This window comes from Enterobacter sp. MGH120 (assembly GCF_001037725.1).
Lineage (GTDB): Bacteria > Pseudomonadota > Gammaproteobacteria > Enterobacterales > Enterobacteriaceae > Enterobacter > Enterobacter hormaechei_C.
The window spans coordinates 3,915,864-3,941,796 of record NZ_KQ089940.1 but is presented as its reverse complement, the minus strand read 5'-3'; the positions used below and the strand labels follow the sequence as shown (position 1 = coordinate 3,941,796).

22 protein-coding genes and 1 other RNA gene are annotated in these 25,933 nt (G+C 55.9%); 16 read left to right on the top strand and 7 right to left on the bottom strand.

Features of this window, described 5'->3' with window-relative positions:
* Nucleotides 1-163 precede the first annotated feature (163 nt).
* The 3 genes from ppiD (at nucleotide 164) to SK54_RS18405 (ending at nucleotide 3,060) form a co-directional block, all read left to right on the top strand.
* On the top strand, nucleotides 164-2,035 hold the full coding sequence (ppiD, locus tag SK54_RS18415) for a peptidylprolyl isomerase (RefSeq protein ID WP_045142051.1): 1,872 nt from the start codon (nucleotides 164-166) through the stop codon (nucleotides 2,033-2,035).
* A gap of 148 nt (nucleotides 2,036-2,183) precedes the next feature.
* Entirely contained in the window at nucleotides 2,184-2,564 is a 381-nt protein-coding gene (locus SK54_RS18410) for a helix-hairpin-helix domain-containing protein (protein ID WP_047727279.1), read from the top strand.
* A 97-nt stretch (nucleotides 2,565-2,661) separates the two neighbouring features.
* Nucleotides 2,662-3,060, top strand: coding sequence for a YbgC/FadM family acyl-CoA thioesterase (locus tag SK54_RS18405; protein ID WP_017694410.1), 399 nt, complete (start codon nucleotides 2,662-2,664; stop codon nucleotides 3,058-3,060).
* 62 nt (nucleotides 3,061-3,122) lie between these two features.
* Here SK54_RS18405 and queC read toward each other — a convergent pair whose 3' ends face one another.
* Together queC and SK54_RS18395 are read right to left on the bottom strand one after the other, a co-directional pair.
* On the bottom strand, nucleotides 3,123-3,818 hold the full coding sequence (gene queC, locus SK54_RS18400; RefSeq protein ID WP_045142053.1) for a 7-cyano-7-deazaguanine synthase QueC: 696 nt from the start codon (nucleotides 3,816-3,818) through the stop codon (nucleotides 3,123-3,125).
* A 66-nt stretch (nucleotides 3,819-3,884) separates the two neighbouring features.
* Complete coding sequence (locus SK54_RS18395; protein WP_017694409.1) at nucleotides 3,885-5,585, bottom strand: SgrR family transcriptional regulator; 1,701 nt, start codon at nucleotides 5,583-5,585, stop codon at nucleotides 3,885-3,887.
* Between the two features lie 101 nt (nucleotides 5,586-5,686).
* Between SK54_RS18395 and cof the strand changes: the two genes are divergently transcribed.
* A complete protein-coding gene (cof, locus tag SK54_RS18390; RefSeq protein WP_017383195.1) occupies nucleotides 5,687-6,505 on the top strand; it encodes an HMP-PP phosphatase in 819 nt (272 codons plus the stop codon).
* A gap of 40 nt (nucleotides 6,506-6,545) precedes the next feature.
* Here the strand turns inward: cof and SK54_RS18385 are convergent, their stop codons facing one another.
* Nucleotides 6,546-7,592 (bottom strand): PLP-dependent cysteine synthase family protein, encoded by a 1,047-nt coding sequence (locus SK54_RS18385; RefSeq protein WP_045338273.1) that lies wholly within the window; start codon nucleotides 7,590-7,592, stop codon nucleotides 6,546-6,548.
* Nucleotides 7,593-7,707: 115 nt separating this feature from the next.
* Here SK54_RS18385 and SK54_RS18380 point away from each other — a divergent pair, with 115 nt between their 5' ends.
* From SK54_RS18380 to amtB, 5 genes are all read left to right on the top strand, one after another.
* Nucleotides 7,708-8,166, top strand: coding sequence for an Lrp/AsnC family transcriptional regulator (locus SK54_RS18380; protein ID WP_015571267.1), 459 nt, complete (start codon nucleotides 7,708-7,710; stop codon nucleotides 8,164-8,166).
* A 30-nt stretch (nucleotides 8,167-8,196) separates the two neighbouring features.
* Nucleotides 8,197-9,951 (top strand): SmdA family multidrug ABC transporter permease/ATP-binding protein, encoded by a 1,755-nt coding sequence (locus SK54_RS18375; protein WP_017383197.1) that lies wholly within the window; start codon nucleotides 8,197-8,199, stop codon nucleotides 9,949-9,951.
* Nucleotides 9,944-11,725 carry a SmdB family multidrug efflux ABC transporter permease/ATP-binding protein gene (locus SK54_RS18370; RefSeq protein ID WP_015571266.1) on the top strand — a complete coding sequence of 594 codons (1,782 nt, stop codon included), beginning with the start codon at nucleotides 9,944-9,946 and terminating at the stop codon, nucleotides 11,723-11,725. The genes SK54_RS18375 and SK54_RS18370 overlap by 8 nt, the downstream gene beginning before the upstream one ends.
* Before the next feature lie 211 nt (nucleotides 11,726-11,936).
* The gene (gene glnK, locus SK54_RS18365) at nucleotides 11,937-12,275 is read left to right on the top strand and encodes a P-II family nitrogen regulator (protein WP_006809867.1); all 339 of its coding nucleotides are present in this window, start codon (nucleotides 11,937-11,939) and stop codon (nucleotides 12,273-12,275) included.
* A 35-nt stretch (nucleotides 12,276-12,310) separates the two neighbouring features.
* Nucleotides 12,311-13,597, top strand: a complete 1,287-nt coding sequence (amtB, locus tag SK54_RS18360) for an ammonium transporter AmtB (RefSeq protein WP_015571265.1) — start codon at nucleotides 12,311-12,313, stop codon at nucleotides 13,595-13,597.
* 95 nt (nucleotides 13,598-13,692) lie between these two features.
* On the opposite strand, the gene tesB is transcribed toward amtB, so the two are convergent.
* A complete protein-coding gene (tesB, locus tag SK54_RS18355) occupies nucleotides 13,693-14,553 on the bottom strand; it encodes an acyl-CoA thioesterase II (protein WP_015571264.1) in 861 nt (286 codons plus the stop codon).
* Between the two features lie 203 nt (nucleotides 14,554-14,756).
* Between tesB and SK54_RS18350 the strand changes: the two genes are divergently transcribed.
* Nucleotides 14,757-15,284: a YbaY family lipoprotein gene (locus SK54_RS18350; protein ID WP_040117270.1), complete on the top strand. Its 528-nt coding sequence runs from the start codon at nucleotides 14,757-14,759 to the stop codon at nucleotides 15,282-15,284.
* Nucleotides 15,285-15,321: 37 nt separating this feature from the next.
* Here the strand turns inward: SK54_RS18350 and SK54_RS18345 are convergent, their stop codons facing one another.
* The gene (locus SK54_RS18345; protein WP_048247750.1) at nucleotides 15,322-15,633 is read right to left on the bottom strand and encodes an MGMT family protein; all 312 of its coding nucleotides are present in this window, start codon (nucleotides 15,631-15,633) and stop codon (nucleotides 15,322-15,324) included.
* Nucleotides 15,634-15,803: 170 nt separating this feature from the next.
* On the opposite strand from SK54_RS18345, the gene ffs reads away from it, so the two are divergent.
* Nucleotides 15,804-15,900: signal recognition particle sRNA small type (ffs, locus tag SK54_RS22195), an RNA gene on the top strand.
* 121 nt (nucleotides 15,901-16,021) lie between these two features.
* Here ffs and SK54_RS18340 read toward each other — a convergent pair.
* Nucleotides 16,022-18,508, bottom strand: coding sequence for a BsuBI/PstI family type II restriction endonuclease (locus SK54_RS18340; protein WP_226877233.1), 2,487 nt, complete (start codon nucleotides 18,506-18,508; stop codon nucleotides 16,022-16,024).
* A gap of 422 nt (nucleotides 18,509-18,930) precedes the next feature.
* Between SK54_RS18340 and SK54_RS18335 the strand changes: the two genes are divergently transcribed.
* On the top strand, nucleotides 18,931-19,182 hold the full coding sequence (locus SK54_RS18335) for a hypothetical protein (protein WP_006809862.1): 252 nt from the start codon (nucleotides 18,931-18,933) through the stop codon (nucleotides 19,180-19,182).
* On the top strand, nucleotides 19,179-19,394 hold the full coding sequence (locus tag SK54_RS18330; protein ID WP_015571263.1) for a hypothetical protein: 216 nt from the start codon (nucleotides 19,179-19,181) through the stop codon (nucleotides 19,392-19,394). The genes SK54_RS18335 and SK54_RS18330 overlap by 4 nt, the downstream gene beginning before the upstream one ends.
* Nucleotides 19,395-19,464: 70 nt before the next feature.
* On the opposite strand, the gene SK54_RS18325 is transcribed toward SK54_RS18330, so the two are convergent.
* On the bottom strand, nucleotides 19,465-20,886 hold the full coding sequence (locus SK54_RS18325; protein ID WP_047365340.1) for a MocR-like transcription factor YczR: 1,422 nt from the start codon (nucleotides 20,884-20,886) through the stop codon (nucleotides 19,465-19,467).
* Between the two features lie 84 nt (nucleotides 20,887-20,970).
* Between SK54_RS18325 and SK54_RS18320 the strand changes: the two genes are divergently transcribed.
* The 3 genes from SK54_RS18320 to SK54_RS18310 all read left to right on the top strand — a co-directional run bounded on the left by SK54_RS18320 (nucleotide 20,971) and on the right by SK54_RS18310 (nucleotide 25,922).
* Nucleotides 20,971-21,582, top strand: a complete 612-nt coding sequence (locus SK54_RS18320) for a membrane protein YczE (protein WP_017694403.1) — start codon at nucleotides 20,971-20,973, stop codon at nucleotides 21,580-21,582.
* A 76-nt stretch (nucleotides 21,583-21,658) separates the two neighbouring features.
* The gene (locus tag SK54_RS18315) at nucleotides 21,659-22,729 is read left to right on the top strand and encodes a LacI family DNA-binding transcriptional regulator (protein ID WP_017694402.1); all 1,071 of its coding nucleotides are present in this window, start codon (nucleotides 21,659-21,661) and stop codon (nucleotides 22,727-22,729) included.
* 103 nt (nucleotides 22,730-22,832) lie between these two features.
* Complete coding sequence (locus tag SK54_RS18310; protein WP_048247747.1) at nucleotides 22,833-25,922, top strand: beta-galactosidase; 3,090 nt, start codon at nucleotides 22,833-22,835, stop codon at nucleotides 25,920-25,922.
* Nucleotides 25,923-25,933: the final 11 nt, after the last annotated feature.

Below are 25,933 nucleotides of genomic sequence, written 5' to 3'. Positions count from 1 at the left end.
ATGTGCCTTTTTTGTTTGTCCAGACCTGATTTGTGCGAGTTTATGCGAGTTGTGGGCTGACAATTGCCCTGTTTTCTTGTCACAATACGCCTTTACGCGCGACGGTCAGGATTTTCCGTCAGCGTCAGGTAACCAGTCACCTACAGCGGAGTGTTGTTACACCATGATGGACAGCTTACGCACGGCTGCTAACAGTCTCGTGCTCAAGATTATTTTCGGTATCATTATCGTGTCGTTCATATTGACCGGTGTGAGTAGTTACCTCATCGGCGGTGGCGCGAACTACGCCGCAAAAGTGAATGGCCAGGAAATTAGCCGTGGGCAGTTCGAGAACGCTTTTGCTGGTGAACGTAACCGCATGCAGCAGCAACTGGGCGACCAATACTCTGAACTTGCAGCCAACGAAGGCTATATGAAAAACCTGCGTCAGCAGACGCTGAACCGCCTTATCGACGAAGCGCTGCTGGATCAGTACGCGAAAAGCCTCGGTCTGGGCATCAGCGATGAGCAGGTTAAAAAAGCCATCTTCTCGACGCAGGCTTTCCAGTCTAATGGGAAGTTCGACAACGCGCGTTACAACAGCATTGTTAACCAGATGGGTATGACGGCTGACCAGTACGCTCAGGCGCTGCGTAACCAGTTGACCACGCAACAGCTGATCAACGCGGTGGTGGGCACCGATTTCATGCTGAAAGGCGAAACTGAAGAGCTGGCGGCACTGGTGGCGCAGCAACGCGTGGTGCGTGAAGCGACGATTGATGTCAACGCACTGGCAGCGAAACAGCAGGTTAGCGACGCTGAAGTTAATGCTTACTACGAGCAAAACAAGAACAACTTCATCTCTCCGGAACAGTTCCGCGTAAGCTATATCAAGCTGGATGCAGCTGCGATGCAGGAAAACGCGACTGACGCCGAGATCCAGTCTTATTACGACCAGCATCAGGATCAGTTCACTCAGCCGCAGCGTAACCGTTACAGCGTGATCCAGACCAAAACGGAAGCAGAAGCGAAAGCCGTGCTGGACGAGCTGAACAAAGGCGCTGATTTCGCCACCTTAGCGAAAGCAAAATCCACCGACATTATTTCTGCCAAAAACGGCGGTGATATGGGCTGGCTGGAAGAGTCCACTACCCCGGACGAGCTGAAAAATGCAGGCCTGAAAGAGAAAGGCCAACTGTCTGGTGTAATCAAATCCTCCGTTGGTTTCCTGGTGGCGCGTCTGGACGATGTTGTGGCGGCGAAAACCAAGCCGCTGGCTGACGTTCGTGATGATATCGCTGCGAAAGTGAAGCAGGAGAAAGCGCTGGACGCCTTCTATGCTCTGCAACAGAAAGTGAGCGATGCCGCAAGCAACGACAACGAATCACTGGCGGGTGCTGAGCAGGCTGCTGGCGTTAAAGCGGTTGAGACGGGCTGGTTCAGCCACGAAAACCTGCCGGAAGAACTGAACTTCAAACCAGTTTCAGATGCCATTTTCAATGGTGGTCTGGTCGGTGAGAACGGTACGCCGGGCAGCAACTCAGACATCATTACCGTTGATGGTGACCGAGCGTTCGTACTGCGCGTCAGCGAGCACAAAGCCGAGGCAGTGAAGCCCCTGGCGGAAGTGAAAGATCAGGTTGTGGCGCTGGTCAAACACAACAAAGCGGCACAGCAGGCAAAACTGGATGCAGAGAAAATTCTGGCCGATCTGAAAGCCGGTAAGAACGATGCGCTGAAAGCGGCTGGCCTGAGCTTTGGCGAAGCAAAAACGCTGAGCCGTACCGGTCAGGATCCTGTCAGCCAGGCGGCGTTTGGCCTGAGCCTGCCGGCGAAAGACAAACCTGTCTTTGGCACCACGACCGATATGCAGGGTAACGTGGTGGTTCTGGCCCTGGATGAAGTGAAAGCCGGCACGCTGCCAGACGCGCAGAAGAAGGCCATGGTTCAGGGAATTACCCAGAACAATGCCCAGATTGCTTTCGAAGCGTTGATGAGCAACCTGCGTAAAGAAGCCAAAATCAAGCTGGGTGATGTGGTCACTCAGGAGCAATAATTACGTATCTGCTCGCAGATTTTCGTAACGCTCTGCAAAAACTAAAGGCCGCTTTCGCGGCCTTTTCCATTTCTGCAATCTGCTGTTTGTCCCTGTTTTCCCGCGCGGTTATCGTGGCGTGGCTGTCAACAAACAAGGAGAAAACAGCATGAAATGTGGAATCAAAGCACTGTTAATTACCCTGGCGATTGCCACTTCCGGGATGAGTGCGGGCGCGCTGGCGGCGTCCCCTTCGGCTAAAGCCCAGGCTGCACAAACTCAGGCCGATGCAACGTCACAAGGTCAGGTTAAAGCCAACGCGACGGCCAGCACGAAAGCCATTGAGGACGAGGATACGCGGGTCAGTATCAATACTGCCTCTGCGGACGTTCTTGCCCGCGTAATGAATGGCGTGGGCCTCAAAAAAGCGCAGGCCATCGTCAGCTATCGTGAAGAGTATGGTCCTTTCAAAACCCTTGACGATCTCAAGCAGGTGCCGGGTATGGGCAGCGCGCTGGTTGAGCGCAATCTCGCACACCTGACGCTGTAATCGCGTAATCACTTGCACTGCGGCAAAAATTTGCCAGGATAAAGAGGTCATACCAGTTATGACCTCTGAACCTATAACAACGAAAGGCTATTGCGCTATGCAGACACAAATCAAAGTCCGTGGTTATCACCTCGATGTTTACCAGCACGTCAATAACGCCCGCTACCTTGAATTTCTTGAAGAGGCGCGCTGGGACGGCCTGGAGAACAGCGAAAGCTTCCAGTGGCTGACCGCACACAACATCGCGTTTGTGGTCGTCAATATCAACATTAACTACCGCCGCCCGGCTGTGCTGGGGGATGTGCTCACCGTGACCAGTGAGGTCCAACAACTGAATGGCAAAAGTGGTGTATTGAGCCAGGTCGTTACGCTGGAGCCAGAAGGGCAGGTGGTGGCCGATGCGCTGATCACCTTTGTCTGTATCGATCTCAAAACCCAGAAAGCGTTGCCGCTGGAAGGGGAGTTGCGCGAAAAGCTGGAGCTGATGATCGCGTAAGAAATGTTCAGGAATAACTGTGCTGTCGACACTTACCGTTCGACAGCACGGTCAGGTAGCCCTTATTTCAGCCCGGTCTTTTTCTGCATCGCGGCCATCACGCCCGCTTTATCCGCAAGGTAATGATTCAGACCGTTCGCGCGCAGGTTACAGGCGGCACACTGCCCGCAGCCGTCCCCTTTAATGCCGTTGTAGCAGGTCAGGGTCTCGTTGCGAACAACATCCAGCTTGCCCCAGTAGTCGGCCAGGGCCCAGGTTTCAGCCTTATCCAGCCACATCAGCGGCGTTTCGAAGCGGGTCTCTTTTGCCATTCCCAGATCGACGGCGTGATTGAGTGCTTTCACGAATTCATCCCGGCAGTCCGGGTAGCCAGAGAAGTCGGTCTCACATACGCCCGTGATCACCGCTTCGGCTTTCACCTGGTAGGCATAGATCGCCGTCAGGGTCAGGAAGAGAATGTTGCGGCCCGGTACGAAGGTGTTCGGAATGCCGCTGGCATCCGGTTCGTAATCAGGCACCGGAATGCTGTCGCGGGTGAGGCTGCTGACGGCCAGTTCATTTAACAGCGTCACGTCCAGCACTTTATGAGCGCGGGCGCCCAGTTTGAGGGCCAGTTCACGAGCGACATCGATTTCAGCGCGATGACGCTGACCATAATCAAAAGTGACGCAGTGCACTTCATCATACTGGTGAAGCGCCTGAATCAGGCAGGTTGTGGAATCTTGTCCTCCGCTGAACACGACGACGGCACGTTTCATAGATCATCTCGACAGTTACAGTAAAAGCGTCATGTTAACGCCTGGCTAAAGCGGCGACCAGCTTCTTCACGCGTTTGGGGGAGGAAGCCAGGCTTCGGTGAAGTCAAACCAGCCGCGAGTGTTAAGGCGTATGCCGTTGACGCCCGGAGGCGCGCTGATTTGATACTGGTAGTTAAAGAGTGGCGTCAGGACGGCTGTCTCCATTAACCGGCTGAAGATAGCCTGAAGTCCTGCGTGTCGGTCACGTTCGTCGGCCTGCGTCTGCACCGCATCCAGCGTGGCCTGCAAATGGGCGTATGCCGGTGCGCTCAGCAGATGCGGCCAGAGCGCATCGCAGCGGAGCCACTGCTCAAGCGTGTACGCTGGCGCTTCGCCAATCAGTCTGTCTCCCATCATGATGTCTGCATCGGCAAGCTGCTGGCACCCGTCCCACGTTTTGGCGTCGTGAAAGATGACGGTCAGTTCACAACCCTGCCGCGCAAGGTATGCTTTTAACTGGCTGGCCATGGTGTGAAGCTCAACCGGCAGGTGGTAGACGAGCGTCAATGCCTCTGGCAGCGCAACGTCGGTTAAATCAGGCCATTGGGGGATCGCCCAGCCGGGAAGCAGTTCCTCGGTAGGGGTGATGAGCCCTTCGTTCAGGGGAAGCGTGTGCAGCAGCGTTGAGAGATGAATGATATTAATCAGCCGCTTTGCCTGAAGTTCGCTCAGACGTGGGCTCTGTTTCAGCGTGAGGTAGCAGAAACCCAGACTGGTGCTGTTACTCACCAGCCGCAGGCTGGCCAGCTCGTCGGCCTCGCCAATGGCGATTTGCACCGGGTGGCGACAGCTGGTGCCCAGACTGTAGTCAAAAAGCTGGGGCGTGATCCAGTACTCGATAGCCTTAAGCAACGGATGGCCAAGGTGATACTGCTCGTGGCTTTCCAGACGCACCAGTTCAGGCTCAAAAACGCTCAGTCGAAAGGGACCGCTGCCCACCACGGGGTAATCGGGATGCGCCAGACGGCTACAGTAGGTTGCCAGCCTGTGCGCCAGCCAGTAGTCAGGTTGATGGAGAATAAACGTCAGGCACTGCGGATGCGTGGTTTCGATACGTAAGACGCTGCGGAAAAGCGTGCCCATGCCGGGCTGCGATAACAGCGCCGTCAGGCTTTTCCGGAGCTGTGCCGTCTCTATTTTATCGCCGTTATGCCAGTGCAGGGTGGAGCGAATGTAGAAATGCCAGCGCAGGCCGTCAGCGGAGATTTCCCAGTGATGCGCCAGATCGCCCGTGGGTTCACTGCTGGTACCATTAAAACGCGTCAAACCTGAGAATACCTGTCCCGCCAGATGCTGCTCCGCCCGGCCAGGGAGAAACCCCGGCTGAAGCGGCTCCAGCGAGCGATAGTAGGGAATACGCAGCGTCGGCGTATCGTTCTGCCACTGCCCGCCCATAAACGGATGCAGCAGCGATCGCAAATCTTCAGGCGCGAGCTGGGCCAGCTCCAGCGCGTTGTGCTGCTGTCCACTTTTCAGGGCCTCTTCCATCATCGTATTACGCAACGAGTCCGGGGTGACGTGAAAGCGTAATTCCCCACGCTTACCTCGTCCGGAGCGGGCGTGCCAGCTTAGCCAGCCCGCCTCCTGCGCCTGGCGCAGCAGGGTGCGAACATGTCGCTCGCTGCAAAAGCAGCGGCTGGCAAGTTCACTGATGGTAACCTGCTGCGGTGCGCCGGCGGAGGGGTGCCACAGACGCTGATACTGGTTAAGACGATTAAGCTGGCGCATGAAAAACCCGGAACAATAATTATCATCTATTCACTATTACTTCCGTATATCTCACGTAATACTGATGCACAAGTTAACCGCATCACATTTCGGGAGTAATTATGGCTCGGCTCGCTGCATTTGATATGGACGGCACGCTGTTAATGCCGGATCACCGTTTAGGGGAGAAAACCCTGAACACACTTAAGCGCCTGCGCGAGCGTGAAGTCACCCTGACGTTTGCCACTGGTCGTCATGTTCTCGAGATGCGCCATCTGCTGGGAACATTTGCCCTCGATGCGTTCCTGATCACCGGCAACGGGACGCGCATTCACTCCGTCGACGGCAATATGCTGCACCGTCAGGATCTGAATCCGGAAGTGGCGGACATTGTCCTGCACAGCACCTGGGATACGCAGGCCAGCGTGCATGTTTTTAATGATGAAGGCTGGTTTACCGGGCGTGAGATCCCGGCCTTGCTGCACGCTCACGTTTACAGCGGCTTTAAATATCAGCTTATCGATTTGCGCCGCATTCCGGCACACAAGGTGACCAAGATCTGCTTCTGTGGCGATCACGACGATCTCTGCCGCCTGCGTATTCAGCTTAACGAGGCGCTGGGCGACCGGGCGCACCTGACCTTCTCGGCGGTGGACTGCCTTGAAGTGCTGCCGGTGGGCTGTAACAAAGGATCTGCGCTGGCGGTGCTGAGCGATCATCTGGGGCTGACGATGCAGGACTGTATGGCCTTTGGTGACGCCATGAACGACCACGAGATGCTGAGCAGCGTGGGTCGTGGACTGATTATGGGGAACGCGATGCCGCAACTTATCGCCGCGCTCCCGCATTTACCGGTTATCGGACACTGTCGTAACGAAGCGGTGTCCCATTTTTTGACGCATTGGCTGGACAAAAATAACCTCCCATATTCCCCCGAATAGTGAGACCCTTCCAGCAAGCCAGGCTTTAGCCTGGCTTTTTTTATTTCACCAGCTGCGAAATCTGCGCTTTCCACGGTTCTACATCGCCAAAAGTTGCCTGCACCCATTCTGCGTTGTAATAGGTGTCCAGGTAGCGCTCCCCGCTGTCACACAGCAGCGTGACGACAGAGCCGGTACGGCCTTCTTCGCGCATCCTCGCGGCCAGCTGTAGCGCGCCCCACATATTGGTGCCGGTGGAAGCCCCGACTTTACGGCCAAGCTGTGTCTCCAGCCAGTGCGCCGTCGCGACGCTGGCGGCGTCCGGCACGCGGAGCATCTCATCCACAACGTCCGGAATGAACGAGGGTTCGACGCGCGGGCGACCAATCCCTTCGATCTTGCTCCCCACGGGGCTGCGCAGGCTGGCATCGCGGGATTGCCAGTAATCGAGGAACACCGAGTTTTGCGGGTCAACCACCATCAGCTGCGTATCATAACCCTGACAGCGGATATAACGTCCGATGGTGGCGGAGGTTCCGCCCGTGCCCGCGCTCATGACAATGTAAGAGGGAACAGGATGCGGCTCGTGGGTCATCTGGCGGAAAATGCTGTCCGCAATGTTATTATTGCCGCGCCAGTCGGTGGCGCGCTCGGCGAAGGTGAACTGGTCCATATAGTGACCATTCAGTTCGCGGGCCAGCATTTCGGAGGCCGCATAGATTTCGCAGGCGCTTTCCACAAAGTGGCAGCGTCCGCCGTAAAATTCGATCTGTTCGACTTTACGTTTCGCCGTGCAGGAGGGCATCACGGCGATAAACGGGAGGCCCAGCAGGCGGGCAAAGTAGGCTTCGGAGACGGCAGTTGATCCGGACGACGATTCAATAATCGTGGTGCCTTCTTTAATCCAGCCGTTACATAAACCGTATAAAAAGAGTGAACGCGCCAGGCGATGCTTCAGGCTGCCGGTAGGATGGGTGCTTTCATCCTTCAGGTAAAGCTGAATGCCGGGAAATCCAGGCAGAGGCAGGCGGATCAAGTGGGTGTCTGCCGAGCGCTGATAGTCGGCATTTATTTCGCTGATGGCATGTTTAACCCAGGTGCTATTCATCGTAGTTATCCGTTTGTCATTTTGTGCCCAGCATAGCGAAAAGCACAGAAAAAATTGTTGCTATCTGACCTTTAAAATAGAATGTAAGGAGAATAATTTTCTCTTCGAGGTGGCTATGTTAGATAAAATTGATCGTAAGCTGCTTTCTTTGCTGCAAAGCGACTGCACCCTCTCTTTGCAGGCGCTGGCAGATGCCGTTAATCTGACCACCACACCGTGCTGGAAGCGCCTCAAGAAGCTGGAAGATGATGGCATTCTGCTGGGACGCGTGGCGTTGCTGGATCCCGAAAAACTGGGGCTTGGACTGACCGCCTTCGTCCTGATAAAAACGCAGCATCACAGTAGCGAATGGTACTGCCGCTTCGTCACCCAGGTTTCCGACATGCCCGAAGTGCTCGGCTTCTGGCGCATGGCGGGGGAATACGACTATCTGATGCGCGTTCAGGTGGCAGACATGAAGCGCTACGATGATTTCTACAAGCGGCTGGTCAATAGCGTACCAGGCTTGTCCGATGTCACCTCCAGTTTCGCCATGGAACAGATTAAATACACCACAGCGTTACCCATTGAATAACTTCTTAAAATACCTTCAGGAAAAGACCGCGTGCGATTATTTGCCCAATTAAGCTGGTACTTTCGTCGGGAGTGGCAACGCTACCTCGGCGCGGTGGCCCTGCTTATTATCATTGCCATTCTGCAACTGATCCCGCCCAAAGTGGTGGGTTACGTCGTGGATGGCGTTACGGAACAACATTACACCGCCGCACGGGTGATGATGTGGGGCGGTACGCTGGTGCTGACGGCCGTGGTGGTTTACCTGCTGCGTTATGTCTGGCGCGTGCTGCTGTTCGGCGCGTCCTATCAGCTTGCCGTTGAGCTGCGCGAGGACTTTTACCGCCAGCTGAGCCGCCAGCACCCTGAGTTTTATCTGCGTCACCGTACCGGGGATCTCATCGCCCGCGCCACTAACGATGTAGACCGCGTGGTGTTTGCCGCCGGTGAAGGGGTGCTAACGCTGGTGGATTCCCTGGTGATGGGCTGTGCGGTACTGATTGTGATGTCTACGCAAATTAGCTGGGAGCTCACGCTGCTGGCGCTGCTGCCGATGCCGCTGATGGCGCTGGCAATTAACCGCTACGGCGAGCAGCTCCATGAACGCTTTAAGCTGGCGCAGGCGGCGTTCTCGTCGCTGAACGATCGCACCCAGGAGAGCATGACCAGCATCCGCATGATTAAAGCGTTTGGTCTGGAAGACCGCCAGTCCGCGCTGTTTGCCGCCGACGCCGCCGATACCGGCGCGAAAAACATGCGCGTGGCGCGTATTGATGCCCGTTTCGATCCGACAATTTATATTGCGATTGGCATGGCGAACCTGCTGGCAGTGGGCGGCGGCAGCTGGATGGTGGTGCAAGGCACGATGACCCTCGGGCAGTTAACCAGCTTTGCGATGTACCTTGGGCTGATGATCTGGCCGATGCTGGCGCTGGCCTGGATGTTTAATATCGTTGAACGCGGGAGCGCCGCTTACAGCCGTATCCGCGCCATGCTGGCGGAAGTGCCGGTCGTGAACGATGGCAGCGAGCCGGTACCGGAAGGTCCGGGTATTCTCAAGGCTGATATCCGCGCCTTTATCTACCCGCAAACGGAACATCCGGTGCTTGAGAACGTCAGTTTCACGCTGCGTCCTGGTCAGATGCTGGGCATCTGTGGCCCGACGGGTTCCGGTAAAAGCACCATTCTGTCACTGATTCAGCGCCATTTTGACGTGAGCGAAGGCGATATCCGTTTCCACGACGTCCCTCTGCCACGTCTGCTGCTGGATGACTGGCGCAGCCGCCTGGCGGTCGTCAGCCAGACGCCGTTTTTGTTTTCAGACACCATTGCCAACAATATCGCGCTCGGGTGTCCGACGGCGACACAGGACCAGATCGAGCACGTGGCGCGTCTGGCCAGCGTCCACGAGGATATTCTGCGCCTGCCGCAGGGCTACGATACGGAAGTGGGTGAGCGGGGCGTTATGCTCTCCGGCGGACAAAAACAGCGTATCTCTATTGCCCGCGCGCTGCTGCTGGACGCTGAGATCCTGATACTGGATGATGCGCTGTCCGCGGTCGACGGACGTACTGAACATCAAATTTTGCATAACCTTCGCCAGTGGGGAGAGGGGCGCACGGTCATCATCAGCGCGCACCGTCTGTCGGCCCTTACCGAAGCCAGTGAAATTCTGGTGCTTCAGCACGGGCATATTGCTCAGCGTGGTCAGCATGAGCAGCTTGCCGGGCAGACCGGATGGTATCGGGATATGTACCGCTATCAACAGCTTGAAGCCGCGCTGGATGAGGAGGTCGCCGATGCGTAAGTTTGGACAGATGTGGCCGACGTTAAAACGGCTGCTGGCCTATGGCTCACCGTGGCGCAAACCGCTTTCCATCGCCGTGCTGTTGCTGTGGATCGCCGCGATTGCGGAGGTGACCGGTCCGCTGCTTATCAGTTATTTCATCGACAATATGGTGGCGAAAAACTATCTGCCGCTGGGGCTGGTGGCGGGGCTGGGCGTGGCGTATGTCGGCCTACAGCTGACGGCGGCGGGGCTGCACTATGCGCAGTCGCTGCTGTTTAACCGGGCCGCCGTGGGCGTGGTCCAGCAGCTTCGCACGGATGTGATGGATGCCGCGCTGCGCCAGCCGCTGAGCGAGTTTGATACTCAGCCGGTCGGGCAGGTTATTTCGCGCGTCACCAATGACACCGAGGTGATCCGCGACCTCTATGTAACCGTTGTCGCAACGGTTCTGCGCAGTGCCGCGTTGATTGGCGCGATGTTGGTGGCGATGTTCAGCCTGGACTGGCGTATGGCGCTGGTGGCGATCGCTATTTTCCCGGCGGTGCTGATTGTGATGGTAATTTACCAGCGCTACAGCACGCCGATTGTTCGTCGCGTGCGCGCTTACCTCGCAGATATCAATGATGGCTTCAACGAAGTGATCAACGGCATGAGCGTTATCCAGCAGTTTCGCCAGCAGGCGCGTTTTGGCGAGCGAATGGGAGAAGCCAGCCGCTCGCACTATATGGCGCGGATGCAGACGTTACGGCTGGATGGCTTCCTGTTACGCCCGCTGCTGAGCCTCTTCTCTGCGCTGGTGCTGTGCGGGCTGTTGATGCTGTTTGGCCTGACGACGCGCGGAACCATCGAGGTGGGGGTACTGTACGCATTTATCAGCTACCTTGGACGCCTTAACGAACCGCTGATTGAACTCACCACGCAGCAATCGATGCTGCAACAGGCAGTGGTCGCGGGCGAACGTGTATTCGAGCTGATGGACAGGCCGCGTCAGACCTATGGCGATGACGAACGCCCGCTGGAAAGTGGATCCATAGCGTTTGATCATGTCTCGTTTGCCTACCGCGACGACCAGCTTGTCTTGCAGGATATCAACCTCGAGGTACCGTCGCGTGGTTTTGTCGCCCTGGTTGGGCATACCGGCAGCGGCAAAAGCACGCTCGCCAGTTTGCTGATGGGCTACTATCCGTTGACGCAGGGGGAGATCCGTCTGGACGGACGGCCGCTTGCCGCGCTTAGCCACAACGCGTTACGTAAGGGCGTCGCGATGGTGCAGCAGGATCCGGTGGTACTGGCGGATACCTTTTATGCCAACGTGACGCTGGGACGACCTTTCACGCCTGAGCAGGTATGGGAGGTGCTGGAAACGGTGCAGCTTGCGGATCTGGCGCGCGGGTTAAGCGAGGGGATCCATACCCGGCTGGGTGAGCAGGGCAATAATCTCTCGGTCGGGCAAAAGCAACTTCTTGCGCTGGCGCGCGTGCTGATTGAGACGCCACAGGTGTTAATTCTGGATGAAGCGACCGCAAGCATTGACTCCGGTACCGAGCAGGCGATCCAGCAGGCGCTGGCTGCCGTGCGGGATCGCACTACGCTGGTGGTAATCGCCCACCGCCTCTCAACCATCGTCGATGCCGATACCATTCTGGTGCTGCACCGTGGCCAGGCCGTTGAACGGGGGACGCACAGAGCGCTGCTTGAGGCAAAAGGACGCTACTGGCAGATGTATCAGTTGCAGCTGGCAGGCGACGAACTGGCCGCCAGCGCGCGCGAGGAAGAGTCACTCAGCGCCTGATGCACCATAACAAGGCAATGCGCTAACAGACTTAACCGTTGGTGCAAAACTGAAACGCACCCTGCACTGCCATGGTGCGTTTTTTTTCATCCCTACCCGGCGCATGCGCGCCGCGGCGCTTTCCTCCTCACCTTTCACTTCTGGCACACCCTTTGCAATATCCCTTTCGTGTTAGCTGCGGCCATTACCGAATTCTGACTGGAGGGGATATATGAAGCTGGTTACGGTGGTAATCAAACCATTCAAACTCGAAGACGTGCGTGAAGCGCTGTCTTCCATGGGTATTCAGGGACTGACTGTCACCGAAGTGAAAGGCTTTGGGCGTCAGAAAGGTCATGCCGAGCTTTATCGCGGGGCGGAATACAGCGTTAACTTCCTGCCAAAAGTGAAGATTGATGTGGCGATTGCCGACGATCAGCTTGATGAGGTGATTGATGTCGTCAGCAAAGCAGCCTACACCGGAAAAATTGGCGACGGCAAAATTTTCGTTGCCGAACTACAGCGCGTCATTCGCATCCGTACCGGCGAATCTGACGAAGCGGCGTTGTAAGTAACTCCTGGCACACAGTGATAGGGATCGAGAAAATGAAGAAAGCAACAATGAAAACAGGTCTGGGTTCGCTGGCACTGCTGCCGGGCCTGGCAATGGCTGCACCTGCTGTGGCAGACAAAGCCGATAACGCCTTTATGATGATTTGCACCGCGCTGGTGCTGTTCATGACGATTCCGGGGATCGCGCTGTTTTACGGCGGCCTGATCCGCGGCAAGAACGTACTCTCCATGCTGACGCAGGTTGCCGTCACGTTCGCGCTGGTGTGTGTGCTGTGGGTGGTTTACGGTTACTCGCTGGCCTTCGGGGAGGGCAACGCCTTCTTCGGCAACGTTAACTGGGCGATGCTGAAAAATATCGAACTGACCGCGGTGATGGGCAGTTTTTATCAGTATATTCATGTCGCGTTCCAGGGCTCATTCGCCTGCATCACCGTGGGGCTGATTGTGGGCGCGCTGGCTGAGCGTATCCGCTTCTCTGCGGTACTGATTTTCGTGGTGGTCTGGCTGACGCTCTCCTATATCCCGATTGCGCATATGGTCTGGGGAGGTGGTCTGTTGGCTTCCCATGGCGCGCTGGACTTTGCGGGCGGTACCGTTGTGCACATCAACGCCGCGGTAGCAGGTCTGGTAGGCGCATACCTGATTGGTAAGCGCGTGGGCTTCGGGAAGGAAGCATTTAAGCCGCACAATCTGCCGATGGTCTTTACCGGCACCGCCATCCTCTATTTTGGCTGGTTCGGCTTCAACGCAGGTTCAGCCAGCGCCGCTAACGAAATCGCCGCGCTGGCCTTCGTGAATACTGTTGTGGCAACCGCCGGCGCTATCCTCTCATGGGTATTTGGCGAGTGGGCCGTTCGCGGCAAGCCATCGCTGCTGGGTGCCTGTTCCGGGGCGATTGCCGGTCTGGTAGGTATTACGCCAGCGTGCGGTTACGTGGGCGTGGGCGGTGCGCTGCTGATCGGTATCGTCGCAGGACTGGCGGGGCTGTGGGGCGTTACCGCACTGAAACGTGTTCTGCGCGTTGACGATCCGTGTGATGTATTCGGCGTACACGGTGTGTGCGGCATCGTCGGCTGTATCATGACCGGTATCTTTGCTGCCCAATCTCTGGGCGGTGTGGGTTACGCAGAAGGCGTGACCATGATGCATCAGGTGCTGGTACAGCTGGAAAGCATCGCGATCACCGTTGTCTGGTCCGGTGTTGTGGCCTTTATCGGTTACAAGCTGGCTGATATGACCGTTGGGCTGCGTGTGCCGGAAGAGCAGGAGCGCGAAGGCCTGGACGTCAACAGCCACGGCGAGAATGCCTATAACGCATAATTTGAGTGCCTTGCCGGGCGGCGGCTTCGCCTTACCCGGCCTGAAAAAGCACAATTCGCAGGCCCGGTGAGCGCAGCGCCACCGGGCTTTTTACATCACCCGCGATTACGCATCACACCTTCCTGCACGGTAGAAGCCACCAGCACGCCATCCTGAGTGTAAAACTCCCCGCGTACAAAGCCGCGCGCGCTGGACGCAGAGGTACTTTCCACGCTGTAAAGCAGCCATTCATTCATATCGAATGGACGGTGGAACCACATGGAATGGTCAATTGTGGCTACCTGCATCCCTTTTTCGAGGAAGCCCACACCGTGCGGCTGTAGCGCAACCGGCAGGAAGTTGAAATCCGACGCATACCCCAGCAGGTACTGATGCACGCGTAAATCTGCGGGTACGCTGCCGTTGGCGCGGATCCACACCTGGCGGGCGGGCTCAGCGGTATGCCCCTTCATTGGGTTATGAAATTCGACCGGGCGGATCTCCAGCGGTTTATCGCACAGAAACTTCTCTTTTACCTGCGGCGGCAGCAGATGCGCGAGAGCGCGGGCAATTTCGGTTTCCGATTTCAGATCGTCCGGCGACGGGGCAGACGGCATCTTTTTTTGATGCTCATAGCCCGGCTCTGGCGCCTGGAACGAGGCGGTCATGTAGAAGATGGGTTTGCCATGCTGGATGGCCGCCACGCGACGGGCGCTGAAGCTTTGACCGTCACGCAGAACTTCCACGTCGTAAACAATCGGTTTAGCGCTATCACCGGGGCGTAAAAAGTAGCTGTGAAACGAGTGCACCAGACGGTCTGCCGGGACGGTCTCCTTGGCGGCATACAGCGCTTGCCCCACGACCTGGCCGCCAAAAACCTGGCGTAAGCCTAAATCTTCGCTCTGTCCGCGAAATAGCCCTTCTTCTATTTTTTCCAGGTTCAGTAATGTCAGCAGATTGTTCAGTGCCTGACTCATAGTGGTCCTCAATAAACGCCGTGGCGAAAGATACGCTGAGTATAACCCAGAAATGAAAGTGGTCCGATGGGTAGAATAATCTTAATATCCGGACGAAATTAGGCATAAATCCGTGATTTGTGCCACACTTGTATTCGTTATGTGAATAAAACGACATCAGATGGGATCGATCCCGCTGGTGCATTGATGATAAGGAGACTTCAATGAAACTCGTGCCTATGCTCAGTGGTGTAGCAATTGCGGTAGCGTTGTCCGCCTGTGCTGGTAAGAGTGCCGATGTACCGGTGCCAACAGCAAGCGCAAACGGGATTAACACCCTTTCACAGCAAGCTATTCAGCAGCCAAATGTTTCCGGTACGATCTGGATCAAACAGAAGGTTGCGCTGCCGCCGGATGCGGTTTTAACGGTCACGCTGTCTGATGCTTCCCTGGCGGATGCGCCGTCTAAAGTGCTTGCGCAGCGCGCGGTTCGTACAGAGGGTAAACAGGCGCCGTTCAGCTTTGTGCTGCCGTACAACCCGTCTGACGTGCAACCCAATGCGCGTATCCTCCTGAGCGCGGCGGTAACGATCAACGATAAGCTGGTCTTTATCACCGATACCGTGCAGGAAGCGGTCAACAAAGGCGGCACCAAAATCGACCTGAACCTGGTACCGGTGCAGCAAACTGAAGTGCCTGTTGCAACGCAGACCAATCAGCCGACTCTGCCTACACCGCCAACACAGCTGTAATTCTCTTTCGCCCTCTCCATGTTGACGGGAGAGGGCGTCAGTACTCCCAGCGATACTTCTGCATATCAATTTGTCCTGCCCCGGACACCTGCACCCCTTCTGAAAGTAAAGCCTGACGCTGGCGCAGCAAGTCTGGCCCGGTGAGGGAAATGGCGCCATGGCGATTGACGACCCGGTGCCACGGTAACGTGCTTCCTTCTGGTAGCCTCCTTAGCACGCCGCCTACCTGACGCGCCGCGCGTGGAGAACCCGCCAGCCGGGCGACTTCCCCATAGGTCGTGACACAGCCTTCCGGGATCGAGGCTACGATTTGCCACACTCGCTGTGGGAAAGTGTCATGTTCGTCCATTGTTTCTCCTGCGGGAAATCAGCGAAGGGTAATGTTATACGAAGATAAAGAAGATTGTCGGGGCAGTTTGCGCAATAATCCAGCATCCGGTTGCCAGCGGCTTGCAATTGAGGTGCTCCACAGGGATAATGCGCCAGCGCGTTGGTTATCAACGCTCTCAATGGGGGCTCTGTTGGTTCTCCCGCAACGCTACTCTGTTCACCAGGTCAGGTCCGGAAGGAAGCAGCCAGGGCAGACGACGTGGGTGCCGGGATGTAGCTGGCAGGGCCCCCACCCATTTGAGCTTACGCTAAGTCGTATAGATTAAAACCTCATCTCTTTGCCAACAATCATTCTGATATAGAGCCGATTATATCCGGCTCCCTTAATCGAAGATGACGTTTTCGGTTTAAGTATGGGGTCCAAGGAATCGATCGCCGTTCAGGTGGATCATATGGGTTGGAGCATCAGCTACCCAGACCTCTGTTTCCCAGGATAATTCCATCAGATATTTTGCCATCACTTTCCGGTCAGGGAAGGCTGTAACGTATACCAATCCGGGTTTAGCAGAAGCAAATAATTTTGCTAACTCACCGTGACGCTTTCCATCGACGGGCCCGTGGGAAGTAACTGATTCAATTAAAAGTAACCAGTTGCGTTTTTGCCAATAAAGAACAACATCGGGCAGTTTACCTTTTCGATCAACATTTACTCCCAGTTCCGCAAGTCGGTCTTTTCTAAAATGATCTTCCTTCGCGCCAGTATCTCCGATGTAAATAACTTCTGCTTCAGGAGCGAAACGAGGACCAAACTCAACGATGATATCCTTGATGAGCTGGCTATGCGCACCGGGGCTTAATTCTAATTCAGTACCGTCATTCAGCTTTAATGGCACCATTTCCATTTTTCGCGCCATGGCATACTGCTCAACTAAGGTCGGTACGTTGCCCATATGTTCTTTAAGCGCTGTTTCCCATTTGGCAGAACCATAGTTTAATAACACGGTATGCAGTTCAGGCGCTATCTGATAGCAAGCTTTAGGGGAGTTAACGGGGCGTTCGGGTTTATCCGGATTGTATATAGCTATTCCGCCATCACAAAACTGATGGAGCGTTTGTCGACGGAAGGTTTCACGTGTGTTTGGGGCGTACTCTTTTCCGTAAACGTCTCTACACCAATCCATGATCGGTGTCACACCCAACATTGGGCGTTCAATTTTCTCCCACTCGCCATCAGGATGAAGATCAAGCAATGCGAGCAAAGTTAAAGCCGAACGCTCGTTTATTTGAGCACGAGGCATTCCAAGTTGACGCAACACATCAAGAGCTTGCTCTATTTTTTCCTGCGCTTTCAACGGGTCAGCGATTTTTCCTTTCGTCATAAGATCTAACTCCCTGTTAATAATTTCGTCAATTTGGTTCTGTTTAAGCACTTCATCATCGAACTCACTACCCATTTTTCGCAATACTTGCATTGATGGATAATGAATTGATCTTAAATCAGAGGCATTTACCTGAGTATGCCCACCAAACTGACGGTAATACTTATCCAGCAAAGTGCAATTCAGATAGATATAAAGCCCGCGGGCGAGATCCGCATCCATACCCTTCTTCTGAATATGGAAGACATTGGTTTTGTTATCGAAACCGATCAACTCGCCAGGAAGTGAGGAGTCATATAATGTTGCGACAATGCGACGCTTTTCCTCTTTGCTGCTAAATCTTTTTAAAATCAGGAAGTAGCCCTGGTTTTTCCATAACCAGGGACGTGATGATTCGGAAACCCTAATTGCATTAGGTTTTTTCCCATCAAGGGGCCAATTCACTTTGCCGTTCAAATGCTGAGGAAAAAGTAGCGGCACTGACCCGGAATCCATTCTTTCTCTGAGGTCATTTTTAAGGCGAAAGTCAACTACCGGCCCAGTACTAACCTGAACATTAAGCTCGTCCAGAGTTGTTGTAAAAGGGGATAATCTCTCGATTATGTCCTGTTCTCTGGGACTTGCAGCGATATGAATGAACTTTTGTTTGTCTGCTGGGTTAACTATTTTGTCTATCGACACCTTGCGCTGCGTCATATCGGTGGCCGTGATTTGCCCGGATTCTTCATCAAGATGAAAATCTGACGTTGGGCTGGAGGTGATAATAACCTGCCCCTGCGGAACGCCTTTAACACAGTGAATGATGATATTTTCTTGAAGCACTTCATCCTCAGCAAATGCCGCATTACGGGAGTCGAAAATGTGGATGTGCTTGATGGACGTTTCAGAGAGTAAAAGCTCGCGGAAAGGCTGATAGTAAGGGCCATTACAGAAAGAGCGTGGAATAATCGCCACTAATTCTCCTCCCTTTTTCAGCTGTTTCAAAGCTAACGCCACAAACCCAGAGTATAGGTTGACCGTTTCTATGCCTGCATTGCGTAAAGAGGCCCGGTGAGCGCTCGACGAGAGAATTTTTTTATAAGGGGGATTCATAATCACATGGCTATAAGTCCCTGGCTCTTCACTGGTCGAAATATTTTTAGCCAGACTTGCCTCAAGTATGTAATCTACCTTACTAATTTTATGGGTTAATTTTCCATTTGCAGCCTCATCACAGGCTTTCAGTGTCTTGCTAAGATACGGAAGCATCACTTCTGCAATGTCGATGGCGTCGAGCTCCATCTTGTCGACATCAAGGCGCAACGCTCGTTCTACGAACGCCGCAGAGAGCGACCCCACTCCGCAGCCTGGATCGAGTAGCTTGATGTCACCTTTTATGTCGTCAAACAGGCTTGCCATGAACAGACAAATCGGAGCCGGGGTCATAAACTGACCGAGTGCAGATTTTGTCTTTGGATTTAACAGCTTATTCGCTTCTTTTCTATGCTGATCAGCCAGTTCCAACAAGCGCATCATATTTCCACTAGGTAACAAAAAAGTTCAAATTGCATACTGCTCCTGTGTCATCCGGAACAATATTAAGAGTCAGAATGCTTCACATGCCGACAATGTTACTACAAACAGAGCAGCGATCAGGATATCTTTAGTCCGTCAAAGGCCGCTTTGCCGATCGCCAGCCTAGCCTGCGCCACCGCTAATGGTAAACCCAGCGTCAACAGTCCGTAGCTGTTCAACGGTTGCTTTACCGATTCTGCTATCCTGGCGTGTAATACAGACTTCATTTAACTGAAATAATAATGTCATAAACCTGTAATAATAGACTGTCATTTTATTTTTCGATGCCTTTATTCTGTCATAAGCTAAAAAATATATATCTGGATAACAAACTTATCTTCGTGTATTAAATTAAACACGTGTTCCGAAAGGATGTGACAATCATGGTTACTGCGGTTTTAAACGTTAAAATTGATGAAGCGCTAAAAGAAAGACTTCGCCACTATGCGGAAGACAATAATGAGAATTTAAGCGTGACCACAGAGAAACTGCTGCTGCTGGCATTTGAAGCAGTAGAAGAGGCGGGAGTATCGGAAGAGGATGTTGATAATCAGCATACGGAAGAAGAGAGCGTAACTCCATTTACTCCTAAAGAAATCAAAGCACTACGTAAACTTCTGAAGAAGAGAAAATGAAACAACAACTATCGACTGCCAGTGACTACAACGAGGCCTGCAATCTGTTACGTTCCGGCTACGTGAAACATGTTCGTCTTGGCTGGAATGTAGGAAGTGATGAGTTCTTTCGTATTGCGTCTGACTGGTGTGATACCGGTGCAAAAATAAAGAAAGAAGGGGATAATTTCATTATTTCGCTGAAAGGCTTCCCGATTCCACCTCAACATTAAGTTGTTCTTCATGAAAACTGCTGACTGCATGCGATACAGTCAGCAGTTTTCATTGTTTCTGGCGAATAATTTACACCAGGCTCCGTTTTACTGGCGCTACACTTTTATTTAATGCACGCCACAGCGGTTTGATCCGCAATAATGCCTCTTCAAGTTCTGGTGAACTGAGTGAGAAGGGCATACGCAGGTAGCGGTCAAACGCGCCTGATAGTCCAAAACGCGTGCCGGTGCCCATAATGATGCCTGTCGTTTCGGCGCGTGCCGCCAGCTGTGTCGCCAGCATGCCGGGTAATTCAATCCAGTATGAAAGCCCTCCCTCCGCTTCCTGAAACCGCCATTCGGGGAAATGTTCCCGCAGCATCTGGCCGCAGCGGTCGCGCCGTTCTGCCAGCATTTGCCGCCGGGCAGGCAGGAAGGTTGCACTGTTTTCGATAAGCCACAGCGTGGCCAGCTGTTCCAGCACCGGCGAGCCCAGATCCAGCGTGTCGCGCGTTTGCGCGAGGGTGGCGATAGTGCGTGACGAGGCGCGGATCCAGCCGAGACGCAGCCCACCCCAGAAGCTTTTACCTGCGGAACCCAGCGTCATCACCGTGGCCTCCGGGTTAAAGGCGGCCAGCGGCGGCGGCGGGGGAACATCGAACCAGAGATCGACCATGGTTTCATCCACCACCAGCGTGGTGCGGGTCTGCGCGGCGATGTCGGTTATGGTCTGGCGCGTCATGGCATCCATGCAACGTCCGGTTGGATTATGAAAATCCGGCATCAGATAGGCCAGACGCGGGGCTGTCTGGGCAAGCGTTGCGGCAAAACCGTCGGTATCCCAGCCCGTTTCAGGCAGCGAGACGCCCACGGGCCGGCATAGCGCCCCCTGAATAGCGGCTATCGCCAGCGGGTAGGTGGGATGATCCACCACCACGCGATCCCCGGGACCGGTCATCATTCTTAAGATCAGGGCGAAGCCGCTGACGGCGCCGTTCACCACCATCACTTCGTCTGCCCGGGTGGGCAGACCGCGTGCGGTGTAGCGGGCGGCGATAGCTTCACGCAGCGCCGGAAGCCCAAGCTGATCGTACCCGGTCAGCGCCAGATTCGGCGTGATGGCCGTCAGCGCGTGGGCGTAGGCCTGGTGGATCTCTGGTCCCGCGTTGAGTGCGGCGGTTGAGAGATCCAGCGCCGCGCTGGCAGTAGAAAGCGTGGGCACGGCGCGGCTGTCTGGCAGGATCGCCCGCGAACCGCTGCCGTGACGGCTCTCCAGATAACCCTCTTCCCGCAGATGCGCCAGCGCGCTGCTGATGGTGGTGCGGCTTACGCTCAGAGCGGCGGCCAGTTCCCGCTCTCCGGGCAGGCGCGTGTTTAACGCCAGCCTGCCATCCAGAATTAACAGGCGTAACGCGTCAGCCAGCTGGCGCCACAGCGGGGTGCGGGAAGAGGCTTGCTGCCAGTGCCCTAACAGGCGTACCAGAGACTGGCTTCCAAAACGACGTGATGACATATGCAGTCCACTATTTGAAAACTGGACATTAATCATAGTGCCATTTTCACCGAAGATGGAACCTGGTTCTTCGGAGAAGAGAAAATGGTACGTCGTCTGGTACAACTTTATGTCGGTTTAGGCCTGTATGGGCTTTCAACCGCGATGTTTATTCGTTCGGATCTGGGTGTCGACCCGTGGGATGTCTTTCACCTTGGCGTCGCCATCCAGACCGGGATGAGTATCGGCACGGTGATTATTTTAACCGGGGCCGCGGTGCTGCTGCTGTGGATCCCGCTGCGTCAGCTGCCGGGACTGGGTACTATCAGTAATGTGATTTGTATTGGTCTGGCGGCCGATGCGTCAATGGCGCTGATCCCTGAGCTCACCTCGCTGCCCGTGCGCATCACCCTGCTGGTTTCCGGCATTGTTGTTAACGCCCTTGCCACCGGGATGTATATCGGCGCGGGTTTTGGCGCAGGCCCGCGCGACGGTCTGATGACCGGCATACATACCCGGCTGGGCTGGTCGATCCGCAGCGTGCGTACCGCGATCGAGGTGACCGTGTTGATCGTCGGCTACCTCCTCGGGGGAGCGTTTGGCGTTGGAACCGTACTGTATGCATTAACCATCGGCCCGCTGATCCAGCTCTGTTTGCCGTGGTTTCGCCAGAGACCGCGCATTCAGAAAGCCGCGCGGCCGGAGCGGATTGTTTAATTTTGCGAAGCGCTCACAGGCTATGATGGCGTAACTGTGTCAGAATAGAGACTTCTCTTTTACGACGCCAGAATGTATGAAAGCGATCACTCTTTATGACGTTGCCCGCGTGGCGGGCGTTTCCTATCAGACCGTTTCCCGGGTGATTAACGACGCAGAACACGTTTCTGCCCGTACGCGGGAAAAGGTCCGGCAGGCCATGGCGGCGCTACACTATGTGCCTAACCGTGGCGCGCAGCAGCTGGCCGGGAAACGTACCCGCACGCTGGGGCTGATGACCAGCGATCTGGCGCTGCATGCGCCGTCGCAAATCGCCTCAGCTGTAAAATCCCGGGCAGTGGAGCAGGGGGCTAGCGTACTCATCTCCATGGTGGAGCAACCCGCGCAGTGTCAGGCTGCTTTGCAGGAATTACTGGCGCAGCGCGTGGAGGCGCTGCTGGTGAACGTTCCGCTGGAAGATGCACAGGCAGAAATGCTTCAGGAAATGGCCTCGCCGACCCCGGTTCTTTTTCTCGATGTTTCCCCCACAGCTCGGGTTAACAGCCTTGTTTTCAATGCCGAACAGGGCGCTGGCCTGGGGGCAGAGCATCTGCTTTCGCTGGGGCACCAGCGAATTGCGCTGCTCGCCGGGCCGGAAAGTTCTGTCTCTGCCCGGGCTCGTCTGGCGGGATGGAAAACCACGCTGGCCCGGGCCGGCGTGGAGGCGTTTGCGGTGGCGCAGGGCGACTGGAGCGCGGCCTCGGGCTATGAGAAAGGGCATCAGCTCCTGGCGGGCGCGCAGCTGCCGGAGGCGATCCTCGTCGCTAACGATCAGATGGCGCTTGGCGTTTTACGCGCCTGTGCGGAAAAAGGCGTTGCGGTACCGGGGCAGATCTCGGTTGTCGGGTTTGATGATACGGCTGACAGCGCGTGGTTTTCACCTCCGCTCACCACCGTTCGGCAGGCGTTCCGCGAGGCCGGTGAGCGCAGCGTGGAGCGGCTGATGGCACCTGCCCATCACGACGAATGCTGGCAGGAACAACTTCCCGTTACGTTGATCGTGCGTCATTCCACCGCGCCGCGCGCCGCACAGCAGGCCGATCGTGAAGATCTGGCGCAACAGCTCAGAACGCTGGCGCTGCTGGCGGAGAAGCTGGCGCGCAGCTAGCACTTTTGTGATCGTGCTCGCCTGGTGACGATCAAAGTCTTTACCGCCACCGTTTACCAGGGCATGTTGGCTAAAATTGTGAGCGCTTCGCAAAGAGGTTGATATGTCTTCTACATTGCCGCTGACCCTCAGCGCACTGCTGGCGCGTCGTGACTGGGAAAACCCGGGCGTGACGCAGTGGAATCGTCTGGCCGCACACGCGCCTTTTCATAGCTGGCGCGATGATACCTTCGCCCGCGAGGATAAGCCTTCGCTGAGCAAGCGTCTGCTTAATGGCGTCTGGCGATTCAGCTTTTTCCCGGCGCCAGAGCAGGTTCCCGAGACATGGTTAACGGACGATCTGGCTGACGCCGTTGAGATGCCCGTGCCGTCGAACTGGCAGATGGAGGGATTTGATACTCCCATCTATACCAACGTCACCTATCCGATAAATGTGAACCCGCCGTATGTTCCGGCTGAAAACCCAACCGGTTGTTACTCGCTCACATTTGATATGGATGACGCCTGGCTGTGCAGCGGGCAAACCCGCATTATTTTTGACGGGGTGAATTCAGCTTTTCATCTGTGGTGTAACGGCCAGTGGGTGGGCTATTCGCAGGACAGCCGTCTGCCTGCGGAGTTCGATCTCAGCGCGGTGCTGCGACCGGGGCAGAACCGCCTGGCGGTGATGGTGTTACGCTGGTGCGACGGAAGCTACCTGGAAGATCAGGACATGTGGCGGATGAGCGGCATTTTCCGTGACGTCTCGCTGCTGCACAAGCCGGAAACGCGAATTGCCGATTATCAGATCGTGACCGATCTGAATGCCGAATGCGATCGGGCGATACTCCGGGTTGACGTTGCGCTGGAAGGCTCACGCTACGCCGAATGCGAGGTGGCGTTTACCCTGTGGCGTAACGGCGAAGCCTGCGCGCAAACCACGCAGCAGCCCGGATCGGCCATCGTGGACGAACGCGGCAGTTGGGCAGAACGGCTCACGGTGGCGATCCCCGTGAACGCTCCCGCGCTGTGGAGCGCTGAAACACCGGAATGCTATCGGCTGACAATGTCGCTTCGGGATGCGCAGGGTAACGTGCTGGAGACTGAAGCCTGCGATGTCGGTTTCAGACGCGTCGAAATCAGCAACGGCCTGCTGAAGCTTAACGGCAAACCGCTGCTGATCCGCGGCGTGAACCGTCACGAACATCATCCTGAGAAGGGGCAGGTGATGGATGAGGCGACCATGCGCCGCGACATCGAACTGATGAAGCAGCATAACTTCAACGCCGTGCGCTGCTCGCATTATCCGAACCATCCTCTGTGGTACACGCTTTGCGATCGCTACGGCCTGTACGTGGTCGATGAGGCGAATATTGAAACCCACGGCATGGTGCCGATGAGCCGCCTGGCGGACGATCCGCGCTGGTTGCCTGCCATGAGCGAACGCGTAACGCGTATGGTGCAGCGGGACCGGAATCATCCGTCCATCATCATCTGGTCCCTGGGGAATGAGTCCGGGCATGGGGCGAATCACGATGCGCTGTACCGCTGGCTGAAAACCGCCGATCCCACGCGGCCGGTGCAGTACGAAGGCGGTGGCGCCAGTACGGCCGCTACCGATATTGTCTGCCCGATGTATGCCCGCGTCGATCAGGATCAGCCATTCCCGGCGGTGCCAAAGTGGTCGATTAAAAAGTGGATCGGCATGCCGGACGAAACCCGTCCGCTGATCCTGTGCGAGTATGCCCACGCGATGGGCAACAGCTTTGGCGGCTTTGCCAGCTACTGGCAGGCATTCCGCAGCCATCCCCGGTTGCAGGGCGGGTTTGTCTGGGACTGGGTCGATCAGGCGCTGACGAAAAAAGCGGAAGACGGCACGGCATACTGGGCCTACGGCGGCGATTTTGGCGATAAGCCCAACGACCGTCAGTTCTGCCTCAACGGGCTGGTGTTTCCCGATCGCACTCCGCACCCCGCCCTTTACGAGGCGCAGCGTGCCCAGCAGTTCTTTACCTTTACGCTGGTGAGCACCGTTCCGCTGGTCGTCGATATCCAGAGCGATTATCTGTTCCGTCATACTGACAACGAGCATCTGCGATGGTCAGTGGCGCGTGACGGTGCGGTATTGGCTTCCGGCGAAACACCCCTTTCTATTGCGCCTCAGGAGACGCAGCGCGTTGAGATCCCGCTGCCTGAGCTTGATGCTGAGCCGGGCGAGGTCTGGCTCAACGTGGAGATCGTTCAGCCGCAGGCCACGCCGTGGTCGCCGCCCGGCCACCGTTGTGCCTGGGATCAGTGGCCGCTCCCGGCTCCGCTGTACCTTGCGCCACCGAAAGCAGGCGGAACCCCTCCGCAGCTAACGGTGCAGGACGAGGCGCTGGACATTACTCATCAGCAGCAGCGCTGGCAGTTTAGCCGTCTCACCGGAAACCTGACCCAGTGGTGGAACGAGGGCGCTGAAACGCTCCGTTCCCCGCTAACGGATAACTTCACCCGCGCGCCGCTGGACAATGACATTGGCGTCAGCGAGGCGACCCGCATCGATCCGAACGCGTGGGTGGAACGCTGGAAAGCGGCAGGGATGTATGGGATGTCCGCGCGCCTCCTCCAGTGTGAAGCGGAGCAGCATGCCCGTGAGGTGGTGGTGACCACGCAGCACGTGTGGGAGCATCAGGGTAAAGCGCTGTTTATCAGCTGCAAGCTCTGGCGGATTGATGACCACGGGGTGCTGCACGGTGATGTGCAGGTGACGGTGGCGTCTGACATTCCTGAGCCCGCTCGCGTGGGCCTGAGCGTTATGCTGGCGGATATCCCGGAAACGGTGCGCTGGCTGGGGCTAGGCCCGCTGGAGAACTATCCGGACAGAAAACTGGCGGCGCAGCAGGGGCGTTGGGCGTTACCGCTGGAAGAGATGCAGACGCCGTATATCTTCCCGACGGAGAACGGTTTGCGCTGCGACACCCGCGAGCTGACGTTTGGCTCCCATCAGTTGCAGGGACAGTTCCATTTCTCCCTGAGCCGTTATAGCCAGCGGCAGCTGCATGAGACAACGCATCAGCATTTTCTGCGGGAAGAGGCTGGCTGCTGGTTGAATCTTGATGCGTTTCACATGGGCGTAGGGGGGGACGACTCATGGAGCCCGAGCGTAGCCCCGGCCTTCATTCTGCAAAACCGCCGGCTGCGCTACACGTTTAGCTGGCAGCAGAACGGCTGAGCCGACACGTG